18 protein-coding genes are annotated in these 20,281 nt (G+C 58.0%); 6 read left to right on the top strand and 12 right to left on the bottom strand.

Features of this window, described 5'->3' with window-relative positions; genetic code table 11:
- On the bottom strand, positions 1–175 hold a 175-nt coding region (locus ACN0WV_RS06330; RefSeq protein WP_417604416.1), incomplete at its 3' end, for a GTP-binding protein.
- Positions 176–263: 88 nt separating this feature from the next.
- Complete coding sequence (locus ACN0WV_RS06325; protein WP_417604399.1) at positions 264–896, bottom strand: hypothetical protein; 633 nt, start codon at positions 894–896, stop codon at positions 264–266.
- A gap of 125 nt (positions 897–1,021) precedes the next feature.
- Between ACN0WV_RS06325 and ACN0WV_RS06320 the strand changes: the two genes are divergently transcribed.
- On the top strand, positions 1,022–2,407 hold the full coding sequence (locus tag ACN0WV_RS06320) for a cytochrome P450 (protein ID WP_417604397.1): 1,386 nt from the start codon (positions 1,022–1,024) through the stop codon (positions 2,405–2,407).
- A 13-nt stretch (positions 2,408–2,420) separates the two neighbouring features.
- Here ACN0WV_RS06320 and ACN0WV_RS06315 read toward each other — a convergent pair whose 3' ends face one another.
- From ACN0WV_RS06315 to ACN0WV_RS06300, 4 genes are all read right to left on the bottom strand, one after another.
- Positions 2,421–2,993, bottom strand: a complete 573-nt coding sequence (locus ACN0WV_RS06315) for a cob(I)yrinic acid a,c-diamide adenosyltransferase (RefSeq protein WP_417604395.1) — start codon at positions 2,991–2,993, stop codon at positions 2,421–2,423.
- 10 nt (positions 2,994–3,003) lie between these two features.
- A complete protein-coding gene (locus ACN0WV_RS06310; protein ID WP_116599244.1) occupies positions 3,004–3,201 on the bottom strand; it encodes a twin transmembrane helix small protein in 198 nt (65 codons plus the stop codon).
- 73 nt (positions 3,202–3,274) lie between these two features.
- Positions 3,275–4,105, bottom strand: a complete 831-nt coding sequence (locus ACN0WV_RS06305; RefSeq protein ID WP_417604393.1) for an SDR family NAD(P)-dependent oxidoreductase — start codon at positions 4,103–4,105, stop codon at positions 3,275–3,277.
- Between the two features lie 87 nt (positions 4,106–4,192).
- Complete coding sequence (locus ACN0WV_RS06300; RefSeq protein WP_417604391.1) at positions 4,193–4,777, bottom strand: SH3 domain-containing protein; 585 nt, start codon at positions 4,775–4,777, stop codon at positions 4,193–4,195.
- Positions 4,778–4,936: 159 nt separating this feature from the next.
- On the opposite strand from ACN0WV_RS06300, the gene ACN0WV_RS06295 reads away from it, so the two are divergent.
- The 3 genes from ACN0WV_RS06295 to ACN0WV_RS06285 all read left to right on the top strand — a co-directional run bounded on the left by ACN0WV_RS06295 (position 4,937) and on the right by ACN0WV_RS06285 (position 9,124).
- Complete coding sequence (locus tag ACN0WV_RS06295) at positions 4,937–7,249, top strand: DNA topoisomerase IV subunit A (protein WP_417604389.1); 2,313 nt, start codon at positions 4,937–4,939, stop codon at positions 7,247–7,249.
- A 190-nt stretch (positions 7,250–7,439) separates the two neighbouring features.
- Entirely contained in the window at positions 7,440–8,198 is a 759-nt protein-coding gene (locus tag ACN0WV_RS06290; RefSeq protein WP_417604387.1) for an electron transfer flavoprotein subunit beta/FixA family protein, read from the top strand.
- Positions 8,198–9,124, top strand: a complete 927-nt coding sequence (locus ACN0WV_RS06285; RefSeq protein WP_084351960.1) for an electron transfer flavoprotein subunit alpha/FixB family protein — start codon at positions 8,198–8,200, stop codon at positions 9,122–9,124. The genes ACN0WV_RS06290 and ACN0WV_RS06285 overlap by 1 nt, the downstream gene beginning before the upstream one ends.
- Before the next feature lie 218 nt (positions 9,125–9,342).
- Here the strand turns inward: ACN0WV_RS06285 and ACN0WV_RS06280 are convergent, their stop codons facing one another.
- The 5 genes from ACN0WV_RS06280 to gabT all read right to left on the bottom strand — a co-directional run bounded on the left by ACN0WV_RS06280 (position 9,343) and on the right by gabT (position 17,465).
- A complete protein-coding gene (locus ACN0WV_RS06280; protein WP_417604386.1) occupies positions 9,343–10,314 on the bottom strand; it encodes a C45 family autoproteolytic acyltransferase/hydolase in 972 nt (323 codons plus the stop codon).
- A 10-nt stretch (positions 10,315–10,324) separates the two neighbouring features.
- Positions 10,325–11,782 carry a biotin carboxylase gene (locus tag ACN0WV_RS06275; RefSeq protein WP_084351956.1) on the bottom strand — a complete coding sequence of 486 codons (1,458 nt, stop codon included), beginning with the start codon at positions 11,780–11,782 and terminating at the stop codon, positions 10,325–10,327.
- A 15-nt stretch (positions 11,783–11,797) separates the two neighbouring features.
- On the bottom strand, positions 11,798–14,539 hold the full coding sequence (locus ACN0WV_RS06270; protein ID WP_417604383.1) for an aminotransferase class I/II-fold pyridoxal phosphate-dependent enzyme: 2,742 nt from the start codon (positions 14,537–14,539) through the stop codon (positions 11,798–11,800).
- 72 nt (positions 14,540–14,611) lie between these two features.
- Complete coding sequence (locus ACN0WV_RS06265) at positions 14,612–15,586, bottom strand: carbon-nitrogen hydrolase family protein (RefSeq protein ID WP_084351952.1); 975 nt, start codon at positions 15,584–15,586, stop codon at positions 14,612–14,614.
- Positions 15,587–16,082: 496 nt separating this feature from the next.
- On the bottom strand, positions 16,083–17,465 hold the full coding sequence (gene gabT / locus ACN0WV_RS06260) for a 4-aminobutyrate--2-oxoglutarate transaminase (protein ID WP_084351948.1): 1,383 nt from the start codon (positions 17,463–17,465) through the stop codon (positions 16,083–16,085).
- A gap of 218 nt (positions 17,466–17,683) precedes the next feature.
- Here gabT and ACN0WV_RS06255 point away from each other — a divergent pair, with 218 nt between their 5' ends.
- Positions 17,684–18,238 carry a cupin domain-containing protein gene (locus ACN0WV_RS06255; protein ID WP_417604380.1) on the top strand — a complete coding sequence of 185 codons (555 nt, stop codon included), beginning with the start codon at positions 17,684–17,686 and terminating at the stop codon, positions 18,236–18,238.
- A 165-nt stretch (positions 18,239–18,403) separates the two neighbouring features.
- On the opposite strand, the gene ACN0WV_RS06250 is transcribed toward ACN0WV_RS06255, so the two are convergent.
- Positions 18,404–19,240 carry a DUF6473 family protein gene (locus ACN0WV_RS06250; RefSeq protein ID WP_417604379.1) on the bottom strand — a complete coding sequence of 279 codons (837 nt, stop codon included), beginning with the start codon at positions 19,238–19,240 and terminating at the stop codon, positions 18,404–18,406.
- A 159-nt stretch (positions 19,241–19,399) separates the two neighbouring features.
- Here ACN0WV_RS06250 and ACN0WV_RS06245 point away from each other — a divergent pair, with 159 nt between their 5' ends.
- The gene (locus tag ACN0WV_RS06245; protein WP_084351942.1) at positions 19,400–20,275 is read left to right on the top strand and encodes a 3-hydroxybutyryl-CoA dehydrogenase; all 876 of its coding nucleotides are present in this window, start codon (positions 19,400–19,402) and stop codon (positions 20,273–20,275) included.
- Positions 20,276–20,281 lie beyond the last annotated feature (6 nt).

Raw genomic sequence — 20,281 nt, 5'->3', positions numbered from 1 at the left:
AGATCGTGATCCCGCGCGCCTTTTCTTCCGGCGCGCCGTCAATCTGGTCATACGCCTGGAAGTCACCGAAATATTTCGTGATCGCAGCCGTCAGCGTCGTCTTGCCGTGGTCCACATGGCCAATCGTGCCGATGTTGCAATGCGGCTTGGAACGCTCAAACTTTTCCTTTGCCATACCTTCAGGCGCCTCGTCTATTGGGGGGTCATATCAACCCGAGTTGCATCGCGGGCGATGTAGTGAATCAAGACAGGGAAATCAAGCGTCAGTTACCGGTGGCCGCTGCCTGCCCCATCTCAGAGCCGCCCGCAGCGACGGTTCCGTCAGTCACGGCGTTTTCTGCAACAGCGGCGCTGGCCATGGTGTCTTCGCTCTCGGATACCGCCCCGCCGAACCAACCCTGCTCTGCCTGTTGCGCGCGCAACCACTTTTCGGTTTCCAACGCGGCCTCTTCGGCAAGCGCTTTCATCGACTCTTCGCGAGAGGATGCAAGCCGGGTCTCGAAAACCTTGATGACGGCAATGGGCTCTGGCTTGTCATTCAGCTTGCTGGCGGCGGCGTCATCCCAGACCGTCACGGCAATCTGCACAGCCGATTTGCCCGGCACCAAGGGCGGCGGCAATGAATAGGCCTCGACTCTCAGCCCCATATTGTAGCGCTTTTCACCGTCAAACCGGCCAAAGCGTTGCAGATACGCCTCCTCGACCACCTTGACCCATTCCTCGGACGTTGCCGCCCGCGACACCAACAGCTTTTGCGGCGACGGGGCGGCCGCAGCGACGAAACCAAGGCTGAAATCACCCAACGGATCGGGCCGGTCTTTCAGATCGCGTGTGGCATCGCCACAGGCCGCCAACCCCACACAGGCGATAAGCGACAGGATGAAGGGTCGGAACATGAAGGCTACCTCGACTTAGAAAATCTTGTCCGACCGGGTTACCTGACACATGGCCTCCACGCAATGCGCCGCAGTTTGCAGAACCGCGCCGGACACCTATATCTGTTGCAGACATGAGGTGACGGATGCCAGCTATACAGCCCCCTTTGGGCGTCAAGACAAAGGCCGCGCGTCCTGTGCGTGTGCCGCTCGTGACCCAGCCGATGGGCCTGCTGGCCAGTCTGCGCGCGGCGCGCACCAACCTGTTGTCGATCATCCCCGACATTGCCACAAGGCAACCCATGGTATCCGGGCGCACGGGCAAGCGTTGGCACATGGTGATGGATCCGGGGGCGTTGCGCCGGATCCTTCTTGAAAAACTGGACGACTATCCGAAATCCGATGTGACAAAGAACCTGCTGCGCCCGGCGATCGGCGAATCGCTTTTCATCGCGGAAGGCGCGCATTGGCGCTGGCAGCGGCGCGCCACCGCGCCTGCCTTTTCGCACCGCAACGTGTCCAATCTGGCACCCGTGATGACCGAGGCAGCCGGACGCACGCTGGACCGTTTGCAGGCCCAGCAGGGCCGCGCCGTCAATATGTATGACGAGATGGTTGCGACCACCTTCGATGTCATCTCCGAGGTGACGTTTTCCGACGATCAGGGGATCGACCGCGGCGCGGTGCATGACGCGATCGAGCAATACATCGCCGAGGCCGGCAAAGTCTCGCTTTTTGACCTGTTCGGATTGCCGGACTGGGTCCCGCGGCCTGGGCGGCTGATTTCCGGGAAGGCGATGAAGGACACCAAATCACTGGCGGATCGTGCAATCGAGGCACGCGCGGCGCGCCAGAGCACCGGCGTCCCGGACCTTCTGGACCTGCTGCTTGCGGGCGAGGATCCGGATACGGGTCGGCGAATGAACACCGCCGAGATGCGCGACAACCTACTGACATTCATTGTCGCGGGGCACGAAACCACCGCACTGGCGCTGTCCTGGTCGCTTTACCTTTGTGCGTTCGATCCGGCCGTTCAGGACGAGGCGCGGGCAGAGGCACAGCGCGTTCTTGGGGGGCGGACGGGCTTTGAGGCCGACGACATCCCCAAGCTTGGACTGATCCGGCGCATCGTGGACGAGGCCTTGCGTCTGTATCCGCCCGCAGCGCTGGTGTCGCGCACCGCTCGGCAGGCCGATGAATTGTGCGGACGGGAGATCCGCCCCGGCGATACTGTGATGGTCCCGATCTATGCTTTGCACCGGCACCATCAACTCTGGGAGGATCCGGATGCGTTTCGCCCTGACCGATGGGGCGATGGCGGCAAAATCGACCGTTATGCCTACCTGCCGTTCGGCGACGGCCCGCGCATTTGCATCGGTGCCAGTTTCGCCTTGCAGGAGGCCGTTCTGATCCTCGCCACGCTACTGGCGCGATTCCGCTTTACGTCTGTCAAAGGGCGTGCGCCCGATCCGGTCATGATCCTGACGCTGCGCCCCGAAGGCGGGGTGTGGCTGGAGGCCGAGCCGGTCTGAGGCGTCGTCGCTTTTAGCGATTTGCCCCTGGAATCCACAACACATCATGCGCGCCGTTGTCGTTGGCACGGCGGGCGGCAACGAAAAACCAATCAGACAGGCGGTTGAGATACTTCACGGCCGCCGTATTGACCTGCTCTGCTGCGGCAAGTTCAACGGCCAGCCGTTCGGCCCGGCGCGACACGGTGCGACACATGTGCAAATGCGCCGAAAGCGCGCTTCCACCGGGCAGGATAAAGCTGCGCAGCGGCGCAAGATCGGCGTTCATCTCGTCAATCTCGGCCTCCAGTCGAGATACCTGTGCATCGACCATCCGCAATGGCGGGTATTCGGACTCCGCGTCTTTTTCCATGTCGGGGCGGCACAGATCCGCGCCAAGATCGAAAAGGTCGTTCTGGATACGTCGCAGCAGCGTGTCCAGATCGTCGTCAGCATGCAGCCGCGCCACGCCCAGAACCGAGTTCAACTCGTCCACCGTGCCATAGGCCGTTACGCGCATGGAATGTTTGACCACCCGCGCGCCGTTGCCCAGTGCGGTTTCGCCCTTGTCGCCAGTCTTGGTGTAAATCTTGTTCAATACCACCATCGGTCTGCCCCTATCGTCTCAGCCACACGAAGATCAGGATCAGTACAACCGCCACAAACTGGGCGACGATCCGGTAGCGCATGATCCGGTTGGCATGTTTCTTGTTGAACTCTCCGCCCTTTGCGAAGCCTCCGATCCCGGTCATCAGGATCAAGACGACCGCAGCCATCACCACGACGATCACTATGAAAAATGGATCCTTGGTCATATTGTCCTCGCATCAGGATATTCTCGCCGATGTAGGCCAAATCTGTGCAAAAGCGAATGCCTAATCGGACGCATTACCCGCGTGAAAGCAGCGCATCCAGCATCCGAACGGGCAGAATGCGACGCAGAAACGCCATCACACGGGTCGGCACGGTGACGGCATAGCGTGCGCGGGGCCTGCGCGCATTCAAGGCACGCATCAGCACTTTGGAAACCGCAGCCGCGGGCAGTTCGAACGGCGTCGGCCCATCATCTTCGTACAGCCGTTTCAGAAGCGTGTCGCGATATTGCGCAGCGCGGGCAGAGTTTTCCCAGTCCACCCAGCGTTCGAAATGTGGAATCGAGTTCTTCCGAAAGGGCGTGGCGATCGGACCCGGCTCTATCAGGATCACCTTGATATCAGTGTCGCGCATTTCGATCCGTAGCGAATCGGTCAACCCTTCAAGCGCGAATTTCGACGCGACATAGGCCCCCCGCCACGGTGCCGTCACCAGCCCCAGCACGGATGAACAGTTGATGATACGCCCCTGCCCTTGCGCCCGCATGATCGGCAGAACCAGTGTGGTCAGCTCGTGGACACCAAACACGTTGGTTTCGAATATCTCTTGCAACGCGCCGCGAGGCAGATCCTCGACAGCGCCGGGCGTGGCGAAGGCACCATTGTTGAACAGCGCGTCAAGCGTTCCGTCTGTCGCCTCCAGCACCTCTGACAGGCCCAGAACGATGCTTTCCGGCTCGGCATAGTCGATGCGGGGCGACGCGAACCCTTCCGAAATCAGCAGCGCGCAATCGGCTTCTTGCCGGCACGAGGCAAAAACCTGCCAGCCGGCATCGCGCAAGGCATGTGCGGCGTCATAGCCGATCCCCGATGAACAGCCGGTAATGAGGATGGATTTTCTGGGCATAGCCTACTCGCGCGACGTTGCGGTGGAGCTAGTGCATTCGTCATGCAGACGCAATCGGACGGGGTCCGGACAGCTTCGGCGCTGGCGTTAATCAGCCGACGACAGGAGAAAGTCCGCCATCCAGCCGACGCGGCCTGTGTCGGCAACGCGCAGTTTGACCCAGCCATCACCCGTTTCTTGCAGCACCTCGACCGCCACGCCACGCCCCAGCGTGCCAAGCACGCTAAAGTTGGTGCCGGGACCATTGCGCATGTTGACGCGATCACCGTTCACAGCGCGGATGTCCATGGCGGCATCCGAGACCGCAGCCGCTGCAATTTCTGCATCTACGGCGGGCCTGCGCCCATCAAGACGCACAAGCGTCGTCGCGCGCCGGGTGTGATTCGCCTTGACCTGACGTGTCAGTTCGGCAGGCATCTCGGGCGAAGAAAATGACGCCAGCCGTACGCCCCCGGACTGGGCAGCCTGGCGCGGTGCAATGATCGACGAGGCATTTCCGTTTGCAGGCGCGACGGATAACAGCTCTGCCGCGGATAAATCAGCGCGCGCGACGCTGTTCATCTCAACCCTCAGATCGGTTTTCACAGTTTCGGGCACGAAGTCCGACCCGCCACTCAGCTCGTAAAAGGCCCAACCAAGCACCGCAAATGTCAGCATCATAAATCGCACCATCGAACCGCCCTTCGGACTGAATAAACCAATTAAAAACAGCGACACATTACGCCGTGCAACCGATTATAGACGATTCGCCCTGTATTCAGATGTGTAAATCTACCTAAAATTCCCCGGCACAGCTTTACCCTGTCATTTCGCACGGCTATCACATCATCTATGGATGACGGTGATAACGACAACAAGATAACCCCCCGCGATCTCGCAGAACCGCTGCGCAGAGCGATCGGTGATCGGTATCTGACCTATGCGCTGAGCACGATCATGCATCGCGCCTTGCCCGATGCCCGTGACGGTCTGAAGCCGGTCCACCGACGTATCCTGTTTGCAATGCGCGAATTGCGGCTGACCTCCACCGGGGGTTATCGGAAATCGGCAAAGATCTCTGGCGACGTGATGGGAAACTATCATCCGCATGGCGACGCCGCGATCTATGACGCGATGGCGCGATTGGCGCAGGATTTCAACGTTCGTTACCCGCTGGTCGATGGCCAGGGTAATTTCGGCAATATCGACGGCGACAACCCCGCCGCCAGCCGCTACACCGAAGCACGGCTGACCGTTGTTTCCGAGGCTTTGCTGCAAGGTCTGAACGAGAACGCCGTTGATTTCCGAGACAACTACGACGGCACCCTGACAGAACCTGTCGTCCTGCCCGCGACCTTCCCGAACCTGCTGGCAAATGGGTCATCCGGCATCGCCGTGGGCATGGCGACGAACATTCCGCCGCATAATATCGCCGAACTGGTGGATGCCTGTCTGCATCTGATCCGCACGCCCGACGCCCGCGACGATACCTTGCTGCAATATGTGCCCGGCCCCGACTTTCCCACGGGCGGCGTGCTGGTCGAACCATCCGAGAATATCGCGCAGGCCTACCGCACCGGGCGCGGGTCATTCCGCTTGCGGTGCCGCTGGCATATCGAGGATCTGGGACGCGGCCAGTGGCAGGTGATCGTCACCGAAATTCCCTATCAGGTTCAGAAGTCGAAGCTGGTCGAACGCATTGCAGAGCTGATCCAGACCAAGAAAATCCCGATCCTCGCCGATGTTCGTGACGAATCCGCCGATGACATCCGCATGGTGCTGGAACCCCGGTCCAAGAATGTCGACGCGGATGTGCTTATGGGGATGCTGTTTCGCAGTTCCGACCTTGAGGTCCGCTTCAGCCTGAACATGAACGTGCTGATCGACGGGCTGACGCCCAAGGTCTGCTCGATGAAAGAGGTGCTGCGCGCCTTCCTGGATTTCCGCCGCGAGGTTTTGATCCGCCGCAGCCAGCACCGGATGGAGAAGATCGACCACCGGCTGGAGGTGCTGGAAGGCCTGATCGTCGCCTTCCTCAACCTCGACCGTGTGATCGACATCATCCGCTATGATGACGACCCGAAACCCGCGCTGATGCGCGAGGATTGGGGCCGGACCTTCGTGCGTGCCACCGATCAGCACGACTATGTCTCGCCGCCAGCGGCGAGTGATGACGGGCTGGGCCTGACCGAGATCCAGGCCGAGGCGATCCTCAACATGCGTCTGCGCAGCCTGCGCCGCCTTGAGGAGATGGAACTGGTCCGCGAGCGCGACACGCTGATGGAGGAACGCGCCGGGCTGGAGGATCTGCTGGAGGATGACGGCCTGCAATGGGCACAAATCTCCGACCAGTTGCGCGCAACGAAAAAAGCGTTTGGCAAGGATTACGAAGGCGGTGCCCGCCGGACAACCTTTGCCGAGGCCACCGACACGCCCGATGTGCCGCTTGAGGCGATGATCGAGCGCGAACCGATCACCGTCGTGTGCTCGCAGATGGGCTGGATTCGCGCCATGACCGGCCATATCGACCTGACCCGAGAGCTGAAGTTCAAGGATGGCGATGGGCCACGGTTCATCTTTCACGCGGAAACGACGGACCGGCTGCTTGTTTTTGGATCAAACGGACGTTTCTACACCGTGTCCGGCGCAAATCTGCCCGGTGGGCGGGGTATGGGCGAACCGCTGCGCCTGATGGTCGATCTGCCCAACGAGGCCGAAATCGTCGATCTGTTTATCCACAAACCCGACAACAAGCTGCTTGTCGCCTCCACCGCGGGCGACGGATTCGTCGTGCCCGAAGCCGAAGTGCTGGCGCAGACCCGCAGCGGCAAGCAGGTGCTGAACGTCCGTGGCGAAACACGCGCGCTGGTGTGCAATCCCGTCAGCGGCGATCATGTCGCAGTGGTCGGTGAGAACCGCAAAGTGCTGGTCTTCCCGCTGGACGAGCTGCCGGAAATGGCGCGCGGCAAGGGCGTCCGGCTACAGAAATTCAAGGACGGAGGCTTGTCCGACGCCACGACGTTCACCCTGGCAGAAGGGCTCTCGTGGCGCGACCCCGCAGGGCGCACACGCACCGAATCTGATCTGGGTGAATGGATCGGAAAGCGCGCAGGATCCGGCCGCATGGCCCCACGTGGATTTCCCAGAGACAATCGCTTCAACTGACCGTCCGAACACCGAAATTTGCGCGCAACAAGGTATCTCTGTCGGGGCACCGCTTCAAAAACCCGACGTAGGTTGGCGCTAACGGGACGATTTTGGCCTGTTTCCCCGCGTTCAGAGCCGCTATCAACCGCAAAGAAGTCTTCAAAGGCCGTCCATCGGGCGGCTGATCATCAAGAGGAGAGCTACGCCGATGAAGGTCCTTGTGCCGGTCAAGCGCGTGATCGACTATAACGTGAAAGTTCGTGTGAAGGCGGACGGTTCGGGTGTCGATCTTGCCAATGTGAAGATGTCGATGAACCCCTTCGACGAAATTGCCGTGGAAGAGGCAATCCGCCTCAAGGAAGCAGGCAAGGCAGATGAAATCATCGCCGTCAGCATCGGCGTGAAGCAAAGCCAGGAAACGCTGCGTACCGCGCTGGCGATGGGTGCCGACCGCGCAATTCTGGTGATCGCCGCCGATGACGTGCACACCGATATCGAACCGCTCGCCGTTGCCAAGATCCTTGCGAAGATCGTGGAAGAAGAGCAGCCGGGCCTTGTGCTTTGCGGCAAGCAGGCGATCGACAATGACATGAACGCCACCGGCCAGATGGTTTCCGCGCTGTTGGGCTGGTCGCAGGCGACCTTTGCTTCCAACCTGGAAATCGACGGCGACCATGCCAATGTTACACGCGAAGTGGATGGCGGCTTGCAGACCATCAAGGTCAAGATGCCTGCCATTGTCACCGTGGACCTGCGCCTGAACGAACCGCGCTATGCCTCGCTGCCCAACATCATGAAGGCCAAGAAAAAGCCGATGGACGAGAAGACCGCCGCCGATTACGGCGTCGATTGCGCGCCGCGGCTTGAGGTCGTCAAGACCTCGGAACCGGCAGAGCGTGCTGCCGGCATCAAGGTGGGGTCGGTCGACGAGCTTGTTGCGAAACTCAAAGAAGTGGGGGCTGTGTAATGGCTGTTCTTCTCCTTGCCGAAGTGAATGACGGCGAACTGGCGCTGGACGCCACCGCCAAGGCCGTAACCGCCGCAAAATCGCTGGGCGACGTGACGGCGCTGTGTGTTGGGGCCACGGCCGCCGCCGCAGCAGAAGCCGCCGCAAAGATCGACGGGGTGGCCAAGGTGCTTTGCGCCGAAGATGCCAGCCTTGGCCACCGTCTGGCCGAAGCGACCGCCGCCCTGATCGTCAGCCTGGCGGGCGATTATGAACATATCGTTGCCCCGGCTACCACGGATGCGAAAAACATCCTGCCCCGCGTTGCGGCGCTGCTGGACGTGATGGTGCTGACCGATGTGTCTGGTGTTGTTGACGGATCCACTTTTGAACGTCCGATCTATGCCGGCAACGCGATCCAGACGGTGAAATCCGCGGACGCGACCAAGGTGATCTCTTTCCGGACATCAACCTTTGATGCGGCTGGCAGCCAGGACGCAGCGCCTGTCGAGAATATCTCTGCGACAGACAATCCCGGCCTGTCCGAATGGGTCGAGGACAAGGTGGCCGAAAGCGACCGTCCCGAACTGACCTCGGCCGGGGTTGTCGTCTCGGGTGGTCGTGGCATCGGATCGGAAGAGAACTTCGCCATGATCGAAAAGCTGGCAGACAAGCTGGGTGCCGCCGTGGGCGCGTCCCGTGCGGCCGTCGATTCCGGTTTCGCCCCCAACGACTGGCAGGTTGGCCAGACGGGCAAGGTCGTGGCACCGGATCTTTACATAGCGGTCGGGATTTCGGGTGCGATCCAGCATCTGGCCGGCATGAAGGACAGCAAGGTGATCGTCGCGATCAACAAGGACGAAGAAGCGCCTATTTTCCAGGTCGCGGATTTTGGCCTTGTCGCCGACCTGTTCGATGCTGTCCCGGAACTGACAGAAAAGCTCTGACAGAGCGCCTTACCGCCTGAACGGATTGCCTTCAGACGGGCGGAAAACATGCAGAGGGTCGGCGAAGCATCGTCGGCCCTTTGTGCTTAAGAAGCCGTCTCGACCTCACCGGTTTTCAAAGCTGAGCACGCCCGCGCGCGATCGGAACAAGCCCCAACACGCAGGGGCTCACGGCTTCGCAAAAACCGCTACTTGTCTATGAATATGGAAACCGGACGTCAGGCGGCACCGGGAATACGGATCCTGCGCCCGCCCTCCTGAAAATGTGTAAACGACTGCGGCCACACCGTTCCGGGCCAGCGGATTTCCATTTCGCCCAAGCGTGGGCGATAGACTGCCGTGTAAAGCGTGCCGAAACCAACATCGAACGCTGTCGAATAGAGCGGCGGACGCAGGAATGCACTGATGAATTTATCCTCTGGGTCACGGTGCAGCGTCAGACGTTGAAGGAGGAAACGCTCACGCTCGACCGTCGCGGTGAACCGCGCATGGCTTATCCACTCGACGTTTTCCTGATGGTTTGTCGCAACCGCGGCATGCGTGATTATCGCCGGTCTGTCGGGTGCCATCATCGCCGTCAGATACTGTCGCTTGGCATCCAGAACCGTCACATTATAGCTCATATGAGTTGGCAGGCGTGCCAGGGCCTTACCGGCCTCTTCGGTCGTCTCACATGTTTGCAGAATGTAGCGCAGAATGATCGGCACTCCGAAACCGTCGCCAACCACGCGCCTGCCCCCAAATGTCAGCGAGATAGACACTCCCGCGTCGTTCATCCCGTCAACCAGCCCCCAAAGCCCGTCAGAGGTGCCGATCACGCCCCTGCCCTGCCAAGCGGTTTTCAGCACAAGGCTGTCAAAGGCGTTTGTGTCATAGTCATAATTGCGCACGAGGACCGGCTCTTGCCCCGTCCAGATTGCCTGACTGCACCCCGACAGGTAGGGCGGCGGGTTATAGAAGCTCAGGAACCGTGCGGCCTGATCGCCGCCACCGGCCAGTTCGCACAGCTCGTCATAAAGCGGCACGATTTCCGGCATATGAGTTTGAAGCGCGCGCCTGCTTTCTAGATAGCTTGGGCGGGCGGCGTCGCCCTCCTTCAGCCACCAACGCCGGTAATCCGGCCAGTATTCCGCGAAGAGCCCGGCCCACTTCGGACCGGGTAAGTTCTCGCTAAGCGCGCGCCAGTGCATCACCTATCCCCTAAAGGATCTTGAAAGCAGGATCGGCGACCGCTGGGCCTGCATCGGCGACAGGCAACGCCCTGCCTTCGACAGTTTGCTTGATGCCGTGGATCCACTTCTTGGCGCGCTCGTTCAGCGCGAACCCCTTTGTCATGGACCGTCCGCGCGTCACCAGGATACCGATATCGGCACCTTCATAGCGGTAAGATCCCGGCTGCATGATTTGCAAGAAGAACGCCTCGTTTTCGGATTCCACAGCACGTCGGTGATAGTCAAACCGGTCAAAGACCACCCGACCATCTTCCAGCATCTTGTAGATGCCGGTCTCAGGTGCCGCGGTGCATATATCAACCTCGTCTTCCGTGTGCTTGATGACCATCTGCGACCAACTGTCGATCATGTCTGGGTCCGCCCAACGATCGTTCAACTCTGTCGTATCAAGGCTGAATTTCTTCTTGGAGAACTCAAGCAGATGGAACAGGAACAGCGGCGCATCCGCATGGGCAAAGGCGGCGTGGTTGGTCATGGACGACGCCCCTGTGATGCGCGGGTTCAATTCGCCCAACCACAAGTCCCCGGTTTTCTTGTCAATCAGGAAGTCCAGTTCAAAGTAGCCGCGATAACCTTCCTTGCGGAGTTGCTCACCAAATTTGAAGGTCAACTCGCGCGCCTTTTGACGCACCTTTGGCGGGAACGCAGTCGACAGGATTTCGTTGCCACACCAGCCGCCCCGATATGGCGTCAGATCGCTGAAACCGACAAGTTCTGTCATCAACGGTCCAACAATCGTGCCTTCTTTCGTCGCACACGCCTCGATCGCCGAACCTCGGCAATCAATACGCTTCATGATCTTGATCTCGCCTTCGCCTATGATCTCATGCTCATGTCGGCGGAAATCAGCTTCGGACTTGATGAAGAACGTTGTGTGACCGCTGTCGCCAAAGGCCGATTGCAGAACCAGATCGTGACCGATACCGGCTTTTTCGCAGGTCTTTTGCAGATCCTCATAGGATTTCACCTCGGCCAATACGTTCGGCACGGACGGCACCCCGGCCTTGTTGCCGATGCGGACAGTTTCGATCTTGTTGTCCATTGCCGTGCGCAGTTTGGCTTTCGGGAACCAGACATCGGCACCCAACTCCTTGGACAGACGCTCTGTTTCCTCGTCGAACATCAGGAAGACAAACTTGGGCTTTCCCCCGCGCCGCTTGATGAAGTCGATGACCTCTTTATGCTGCAAAAGGTAGTTGTTTATGTCCTCGATGGACTGGAATTCCGCATGCGGCTGCTCGGACGGGCAAAACACGTTTGGATGCTTGCCACCGTAACAATCAATATAGCAGATATATTTGAAATTCTTGACCCATTCGTCCAATCCCAGAAGATTGAAGTTCGTCGCGGAAATAAAGTAGATCGGATCTTCATTCCGGTGAAAGAAGCGGCGTATCTCCGAAATATTCTTAAGCACAGTGGCCATATCTTTATTCCTTCCTTATTCAGCGGCAGTTTTCTGGTGTTTGGCTACAGACAAAGTTTCCAACGCTTCCGAGGTGAAGACCCGCAGACCCAGATCGGCGCGGTATCCATGGATTTCGTTGACATCAAGCGCGCGCATGAATGCCAATATTTCCTGCGAAATAACCTGCCCCGGAACCAATATCGGAAAGCCGGGCGGATAGGGTATAATGAAGCTGGCCGAGACGACTTCCCGGCCGGAATCCAGCGCCTCTTTCAGTGAGCCATCCAATTCTAGGTAGTCACAGTTTTTTTCATCATAGCTTAGGTAATAGGCTGTCCGGATATCCCCTTCAGGCGTCACATTGTCGGGCCGGAATGCATCGTGGAACCGACTGAAATCAGGCAATGGCGGATAATTCTCGGTCAGGTTCTTGACCCTTTTGTCAAAAGACAGCCGTTCCATTTTGGAGGCATCATCCAGAAGTTCGTCCAGTTCCTTGGCAATCTCGACCAGCACCTCTATCAGATAGGCGACCGATGATCGCGTCGTCCCTATATTGGTCATAAACAGAACCGTATTACGCGAGGTTTTGTTGATCTGGATTCCGTATTTATCCATCAGGACATCATTCTTGAACGTGTCGCCGTCCCAACCAGTGCCCCCGACGGCAAGGGTAACGCGCGTGGCGTCCAAAACGAAATCGTCGTTTTCCCAGCAATCCCACATGTCAGTCCAGCCCTGGTCGCTATCGAAATAGCTGGTCACACCGCTTTGACGATGATGGTCCGGGATCATGTCGCCGGCGGTCAACACCTTGAAATATTTCTGAAGCAAGGGGTGGCTGCTGATAGCTTTGCGCATCGACATTGCCGCTTCGACTTGTCGTTGAACGAATTCAAATCCTTCGAGTTCAACCTGACGCCGACCAACGTCCAGAGACGCGATGATCTGATAGTTCGGCGAAGTGGACGTATGGGTCATATAGGCCTCGTGGAACGATTGCTCCACTTCGCCCTTAAAGTCCTGATCGTTGACGTGGATCATGGAACCCTGCCTGAGGGAGGTCAGAGTCTTATGCGTCGATTGCGTGGAATACGCTCTGATCCGCGCATTGGGAGGCGCGATAAGCCGGGCTTCCAGCCATTCCTCGTCGGAGGCATCAAGCAATTCTTGCTGCTGTGCCTCGTAATCCGACTTGTGTTCTTCAGTCCGCAAACGGGTCCGCAGATCGTTTGCGGTGCGCATTGCGGTGCGCCGACGATATGTCGGGCTGAAACGCGCGAAGGCGAACCACGCCTCATCCCAAAGGAATACGAGGTCCGGCTTGATTGCCAAACATTCCTCCATCACGCGCTCGACATTATAAACCAAACCATCAAACGTGCAGTTGGTCAGCAATAGCATCCGCACGCGGTCCAGTTTCCCGGCGGCTTTCAGCTCTAGCAGCTGGTGCTTGATTTCACGAAGCGGCACGGCTCCGTACATCGAATATTCATTCAATGGATAGCTGTCGAGATAGACAACCTCCGCCCCCGCCAGAACCATGCCGTAATGGTGGGATTTGTGGCAGTCCCGGTCGACCAGTACGATATCGCCGGGGCGCACCAGCGCCTGCACGACAATCTTGTTGCAAGTTGACGTCCCGTTGGTCGCAAAGAAGGTTTGTTTCGACCCGAAGGCACGGCTTGCGAGTTCCTGCGCTTCCTTGATCGGGCCATGCGGTTCCAGAAGGCTATCCAGACCACCAGAGGTTGCCGATGTCTCGGCAAGGAAGATATTCGGCCCGTAGAAGGCACCCATGTCTTGAATCCAGTGCGACCGGGTTATCGACTTGCCGCGGCTGATCGGCATGGCGTGGAACACACCGGTTGGCTGTTTGGAATATTCAACAAGTGCATTGAAGAAAGGCGTCTTGTTGCGTGCGCCCACACCCCGAAGGATATTCAGGTGCAGTTCCATAAAGTCTTCTTGATTGTAAAAGACCCGGCGACAGATCCCCAAATCCAGGCCGGCAATATCCTCGACCGAGCGTTCGGTGACCAGATAGGCATCAAGCTCTGGCCGCACGCGGTCAATCAGCCTGCACAGCTCTGGGCCATAATCCTCTGGCTGCGTTCCATCCAGCTCGTTTGCTTCGCTGGCGTTACGCAGATATTTCGCAAGTATTTCGTTGTCGTTTTTCGATTTCAGGGTCAGACCCGGCCGCACGACGATTGCTTGGATGTTGTGATTGAACAGAACCGCAATCAAAGCATCCTCAAGACTGGGAACAACCACCGCTTCATAATGGAACGGGTCTTCAGGGCGGCGCATCCGGCTGACGTTGGACTTTAGCCAGCGTTCCTGTTGATCACTCACGTCGTCAACGATCAGCACTTCGAAATAGGGCCGTGTCATCGCGCGGGCTTCCGGCGAAAGCATGGCCTCGTCGTTGTGCTCTTCATCATCCACACTGTCACGGTCCAGAGGGATCGTGCGGCGACGATATGCACCCGTTGTCAGGGCGCGCGTCACCCGCCGGACTGTAAAGCCAACGTCGTCATAATTCCCGTGTTCGAACTGCCGGCGCATGTGATCGAATGCCGCCATGCCCGGAAAAGCCCAATAGGGTTCGATCACGGCCAAGGAGTCGAATAATGAAGTGACCGTGGCCTTTAAAGCATTGGTTTTTTTGACCGTTGTTTCCCGCGAGATGGACGTGATCGCATCTCGCAGGGCGCTCCACCTGTCGGAACGCAATTGAGTCGCGGAATAGTAGTCACTTACGGAATCCATAGGTCTCTCTCCTGCCACATGGGCCAGAGCGTCATCCTGTGTCCGCAACGTCGACCGCTACGCCAAGATGCCCTAGCCTCCTAATAGTCTCTCCGGTAAGGGCGCTTTCCCCATCCCGAAGTCTGGGTTTCCACCATTGATTTCAGCTTCGCTCCCAGTTGGTACGTCCACATGCAAACCGGCGCGGGATCCCTGTTGCGGAATCTCAAGCGGCCCGAGTGTATTGAGAAATGCATCCGTGCCGCTGGTCCGATCATAGACCGAGAAATCCGTGGACCGATCGCGGAAGCTCTTGAGCACCTGACCAAGCCCCTTCATTCCGGTTTCACGCTGACGGCGCACCATCGACAGGTCAATCTCGATCGGGAACATGTCCTCCTGCCCAGCCGATTGATGAAGTACCAATGAGGTCGGATCAACGACACAGGATTTTCCGACGCCACCAGCCCCCAAGCCGTTTACATCAAAGACATAGCACTGGAATTGTGCCGCCGTCGCGCGCGCGATCGCCAGTTCCGCGTCACGGTCCGTGGTGCCGGTCAGAACCGGATGCAAAAGCACCTCGACGCCTTGGCTTGTCAGTTGGCGCGTCGTCTCCGGGAACCACATGTCATAACAAATCGACAGTCCGAAACGCCCAACTTCAGGTACGTCGAACACGCAGAATTCCGTTCCGGCGGCGACACCCGCCTCATAGGGCAAGAATGGAAACATCTTGGCATAGCGACGAATGATCTGACCGTCAGGATTGATGACCAAAGAGGTATTGTAGACTTCGCCATTCACCGGATGTGTCAGAAACATCGAGCCGGGGATCAGCCAGACTTTATGGCGACGGGCAGCCTCGCAGAACCGGTTAATGGTCTCGTTTTCTTGCTCAAGCTTGAATTTTTCAAGCGGACCGAAAGGGGCCAACTCGCTGAACAACACCATTTGTGTCCAGGGGAAGCGGGCCATGAGGACGTCGAGACGTTGCAACATACCGTCGACATTGGGCTGCAATGGGTTGACGTACATCTGCACGCCGGCAATCGCAAAAGGGGTCATTTATTTAAATCTCCATGCTCGCAGAGTGGTCCGGACCGGACGATGTTACACTCTGGCTCGTGCATGTATTACGCCCTCAAAACCAAGACTGAAACCGGTGATCTGCACAAGTTGCGCAACGTATTTGCGCCGTGGTTGCAGTCTGGATCGGTCTGGTTGGCGATAGAGCGATACGCTCTCATGTTCTTCTCCCGGTTCGTCGCAATCTTGTCCGCCTTCTCTTCGGAAGGCTTTGGCACGCCCGTTGTGACGCACATGCTATCCCGCTGACCTTACATCACTCATTTGAAAGCGAAATGTCTGAGCTTGGCAACTGAACTTGGAGTGTGGCAACTCCAGACCCGTCCTGCAACCAAATTCACATTTCTTCTGCAATGGTGTTCAGTATTTTTAACATTCGGGGTGTTTGTCGAGGCTGTGAAGCCAGATATTCCGGCCCCGGAAAGGAAAAAAGGCGGGCTTTATGCCCGCCCTTTCTGGTTTAGTCCGGGCCGGTTTAACGCTGCGTTTCTGCGATCGCATCGCTCAGAGCCGCTTCAAAGATCGCCAGACCCTCTTCGATGATGTCGTCCGACGCGGTCAGAGGCACCATGATCCGCAGCGCATTTCCGTGCATTCCGCAGGACAACAAGATCAGTCCGCGCTTCAATGCGTGGGCAACAACGGATTTTGTCAGTGCCGCGTCAGGGGTGGCGGTGTCGAAGTCGGTGACGAATTCTACCGCCAGCATCGCGCCTAGGCCACGAATGTCCCACATGCGGAACGGCGCGACACGGGCACCGATCTCGGCAAACCGCGCGCGGAACGTCTCACCCAGAGCGGCTGAACGCGCAAGCAAGCCTTCTTCTTCGATCGCCTCGATCGCGGCCAGTGCTGCGGCGCAAGCGACCGGGTTGCCACCGTAGGTTCCGCCAAGCCCGCCGGGGATCACCGCGTCCATCACCTCTGCACGACCAATCACGCCAGCAATCGGATAGCCGCCCGCCATGGATTTCGCCACGGTGATGAGGTCGGGAACCACGCCGGAATGCTCTATTGCGAACCATGTTCCGGTACGTCCGAAACCCGCCTGAATCTCGTCTGCGATCAGCATGATGCCATGCTTGTCGCAAATCTCGCGCAGGGCAGTCAGCATCTCGAAGGGAACGGGCGTGTAGCCCCCTTCCCCCAAGACGGGTTCGATGATGATCGCCGCAATGCGTTCGGGCTGGGCATCGGTCAGGAACAGGTTTTGCAAACCCGTCAATGCATCCTGAACGGTGATACCGTCACGAACAGACGGGAATGGCGCGCGGAAAATGTCGGACGGGAATGGACCGACGTCCTTTTTGTAAGGGCTGATTTTTCCCGTCATGCCAAGCGTCAGCAAAGTGCGGCCGTGATACCCGCCCGTAAAGGCGATAACGCCAGGGCGCCCGGTCGCCGCGCGAGCGATCTTGACCGCGTTCTCGACAGCCTCGGCACCGGTCGTCACGAGCAGCGATTTCTTGGGGAAGTCGCCCGGTGCCAGCGCGTTCAGCTTTTCCGCCAGCGCGATATACGGCTCGTATGGGACAACCTGAAAACTGGTATGTGTGTAGTGATCCTCTTGCGCCTTCGCGGCGGCGATCACTTTGGGGTGACGATGGCCGGTGTTCAACACCGCAATTCCACCGGCAAAATCAAGATAACGATTGCCTTCGACGTCCCAAAGTTCGGCGTTTTCCGCGTGTTTGGCAAAGATCGGCGTTGCGGATGCCACACCGCGCGCAACGGACGCGTTACGCCGTGCTACCAACGCGTCATTGGTCTTGCTCAAACCGGCGTCGGGAACAACAGCGATCGCGGGCTTGCGCTTCGCAGGAGCTTTCGTCGTTTTTTTGGTCGCAGTCCTAGCCATCTCTTGACCCTTTCTGGTTTGATCCAAGTTGCAATATGGGTGTTTAAAATTCTCTTAGTATGTTTAAAATATCTGTCAACAGAAATTGGCCTTCGCCATCTGATTGGGTGCAAGACCGAAAATTCACTTAAGTAACTCACATGCCAGAAGACTTCAGTGAATTTTGAGTTCACTAAGTCTGCACCTCGCGCTAAGTTGTCGAAAAAAGGACGAATTTTTTGAATATCGGAAAGAGGTTACAGACGATCCGCAAGGCTCATGGCCTTTCGCAACGCGAACTGGCCTCGCGTGCGGGCCTTACCAACGGCACAATTTCGCTTATCGAAAAGGATCGGACCAGCCCTTCAGTGGCCTCGCTGAAAAGTTTGCTCGACGCGATTCCAATTAGCATTGCAGAATTTTTTGCCGATATCGAAGAGACCGCCGAGCCCAAGCTGTTTTACTTGCCGCACGAATTTATCGAGGTGGCTCCAAAGTCGGGGCCTGCCGCCGTGTCTCTTAGACAGTTGGGGAATGCCAGCACCCACGCGCTGCAACTTCTTGATGAATCATATCCGCCAAAAGCGGATACCGGCCCCGAGCTTCTGAGTCATATCGGCGAAGAGGCCGGCATCGTTATCGAGGGCCAGATAGAGGTCACCGTTGGTGACGTGGTAAAAGTCCTTGGTCCCGGCGCGGGGTACCTCTTTGATAGCCGCGAACCGCATCGTTTTCGAAACGTCGGGACCACGGTCTGTCGGATCATCAGCGCCTGCACTCCGCCAACTTTCTAAGTCCTGTTCTGCAAAAATCGTTTGCTTTCGAACACCCTTGGCACACGGCTTCTTTTGCACCCGTGGTCGCGGAAATTGCCGCCAGATTCGACCAGCCCCTAACATGCCCTCGTCGATAGACGTAAATATGCGGGGCGGGTCATATACGCCCATCGCAAATGCATCTTAACGTTGCGATTCATCCAACAATCGGGACAGTCGCGGAGCGATGGCGGCGGCGGCCTCTTGATGCGCCATTGGACCCATCAGTTCTTCCACGGCCAGACGATCGGTTTCAGCAAAAACCATCCCCTCCGTCCGGCGTTCAAGGGCCGTTTTACTGGCGACAACTTCGATGACGTCGGCGGCTTGGGGGCGGATCGCCTCGACCATCGCGCGATTCACGAACATCGGATCTTGGTCGTTGGCGATATCACAATCTTCTGGCGCATGTTCGGCGAACCATAACAGGACGGCCCGCCCCCGAAGCGATACCAGCAGTTGCCGCATTCGGGCCAGCCACGCGTTGCGGAGTTCCTCTTTCACAATTTCAAACCGTTCCGCCGACAAACCCTGAAGGCTTTGCAGCATATGTCGATTGAAATTGAAATCGGTGAAGTCGACCTCGCTGTACAGTTCTTGCAACGACCTGGACGCCTTCAGGAAACGATCGTTTCTTCGTGGATGCACCGAGTAGAAGCGGTTGGACATATTCGACGCGCCCATCACCTGAAGAACGGTCACCGCAGCTTCCTCTGCTGCGTGCAACACCGCCGGTTCATTCAAATATACATCCAGCCCAGCATTCGGCGTTCCAAAATTAATGCAGGTTCTGTTTATCGACTTTTCTACAAGGACGGGGACCGGATCTCGCACAAAACGTCCATAGATCTCTGTCCCGCCCAGAAAGGCGATATACTCCCCGTGCAACTGTCGTCCTGGACCACGGAACAAGATGCGCGAATTGTCATAACGACACGGATGGTACTCCAGGCCAGTTCGGCCCGCTCTTTCATAGGTCAAGTTGCCCACCTTTATTTTCACCCGGCCACAGAATCGCCTGAATCTGTTGTGATTTGGCTAAAGCGCGAAGTTGAGAAGAAGTTTAGTCACCTGCCCTTGCACGCCCCTCCTGCGCGCGCCTATGATTGCGGCGCAGCATTTTCACCAGGACGGACAAGTATGGATATCACGCGGATCGGAGTTGTGGGCGCGGGGCAGATGGGCAATGGCATTGCGCATGTGTTGGCGGTTGCCGGATATGAGGTGCTGCTCAACGACATCAATCAGGATGCGTTGGACAAGGCCGTAGCCCTGATCGACCGCAATCTTGAACGACAGGTCAGCCGCGAAAAGATCTCTGCCGATGAGAAAGCCGCAGCGATGGCGCGGATCAGCACGACGATGGCACTGCCAGACCTAGGCAAAACAGATCTTGTGATCGAGGCCGCGACAGAGCGCGAAGAGGTCAAGCAAAAGATCTTTGACGCTTTGCTGCCGCATCTCGAACCGCACACGATCCTGACCTCCAACACCTCGTCAATTTCGATCACCCGGCTTGCCAGCCGTACGGACCGGCCCGAGAAGTTCATGGGTTTCCACTTTATGAACCCTGTGCCCGTGATGCAGTTGGTCGAGCTGATCCGCGGGATCGCAACCGACGCAGATACCTACGACGCCTGCTTGGGTGTGGTTGAAAAGCTGGGCAAAACGGCGGCTTCGGCCGAAGATTTCCCGGCATTCATCGTCAACCGCATCCTGGTGCCGATGATCAACGAAGCGGTTTACACGCTGTATGAAGGCGTCGGAAACGTGAACTCCATCGACCAGTCGATGAAACTGGGTGCCAATCACCCGATGGGACCGCTGGAACTGGCGGATTTCATCGGTCTCGACACCTGCCTTGCGATTATGAACGTATTGCATGACGGGCTGGCGGACACGAAATATCGCCCCTGCCCCCTGCTGACCAAATATGTCGAGGCCGGCTGGCTGGGCCGCAAGACCAAACGCGGTTTTTACGACTACCGTGGCGATACGCCGGTGCCGACGCGCTGACCAGCG

This window comes from Primorskyibacter flagellatus, from assembly GCF_048268605.1.
Lineage (GTDB): Bacteria > Pseudomonadota > Alphaproteobacteria > Rhodobacterales > Rhodobacteraceae > Primorskyibacter > Primorskyibacter flagellatus.
The sequence above is the reverse complement of the archived record's forward strand: the minus strand, read 5'-3'. Positions and strand labels throughout refer to the sequence as shown.

What these genes read in the sequence shown, in the direction of transcription:
- ACN0WV_RS06305 (WP_417604393.1), bottom strand. Translation starts at nt 4,105, where the DNA reads ATGCCCAGAAAATCCATCCTCATTACCGGCTGTTCATCGGGGATCGGC.
- ACN0WV_RS06315 (WP_417604395.1), bottom strand. Translation starts at nt 2,993, where the DNA reads ATGGTGGTATTGAACAAGATTTACACCAAGACTGGCGACAAGGGCGAA.
- ACN0WV_RS06325 (WP_417604399.1), bottom strand. Translation starts at nt 896, where the DNA reads ATGTTCCGACCCTTCATCCTGTCGCTTATCGCCTGTGTGGGGTTGGCG.
- ACN0WV_RS06275 (WP_084351956.1), bottom strand. Translation starts at nt 11,782, where the DNA reads ATGGCCACTGTGCTTAAGAATATTTCGGAGATACGCCGCTTCTTTCAC.
- ACN0WV_RS06280 (WP_417604386.1), bottom strand. Translation starts at nt 10,314, where the DNA reads ATGCACTGGCGCGCGCTTAGCGAGAACTTACCCGGTCCGAAGTGGGCC.
- ACN0WV_RS06245 (WP_084351942.1), top strand. Translation starts at nt 19,400, where the DNA reads ATGGATATCACGCGGATCGGAGTTGTGGGCGCGGGGCAGATGGGCAAT.
- ACN0WV_RS06310 (WP_116599244.1), bottom strand. Translation starts at nt 3,201, where the DNA reads ATGACCAAGGATCCATTTTTCATAGTGATCGTCGTGGTGATGGCTGCG.
- gabT (WP_084351948.1), bottom strand. Translation starts at nt 17,465, where the DNA reads ATGGCTAGGACTGCGACCAAAAAAACGACGAAAGCTCCTGCGAAGCGC.
- ACN0WV_RS06320 (WP_417604397.1), top strand. Translation starts at nt 1,022, where the DNA reads ATGCCAGCTATACAGCCCCCTTTGGGCGTCAAGACAAAGGCCGCGCGT.
- ACN0WV_RS06265 (WP_084351952.1), bottom strand. Translation starts at nt 15,586, where the DNA reads ATGACCCCTTTTGCGATTGCCGGCGTGCAGATGTACGTCAACCCATTG.
- ACN0WV_RS06285 (WP_084351960.1), top strand. Translation starts at nt 8,198, where the DNA reads ATGGCTGTTCTTCTCCTTGCCGAAGTGAATGACGGCGAACTGGCGCTG.
- ACN0WV_RS06270 (WP_417604383.1), bottom strand. Translation starts at nt 14,539, where the DNA reads ATGGATTCCGTAAGTGACTACTATTCCGCGACTCAATTGCGTTCCGAC.
- ACN0WV_RS06295 (WP_417604389.1), top strand. Translation starts at nt 4,937, where the DNA reads ATGGATGACGGTGATAACGACAACAAGATAACCCCCCGCGATCTCGCA.
- ACN0WV_RS06300 (WP_417604391.1), bottom strand. Translation starts at nt 4,777, where the DNA reads ATGGTGCGATTTATGATGCTGACATTTGCGGTGCTTGGTTGGGCCTTT.
- ACN0WV_RS06290 (WP_417604387.1), top strand. Translation starts at nt 7,440, where the DNA reads ATGAAGGTCCTTGTGCCGGTCAAGCGCGTGATCGACTATAACGTGAAA.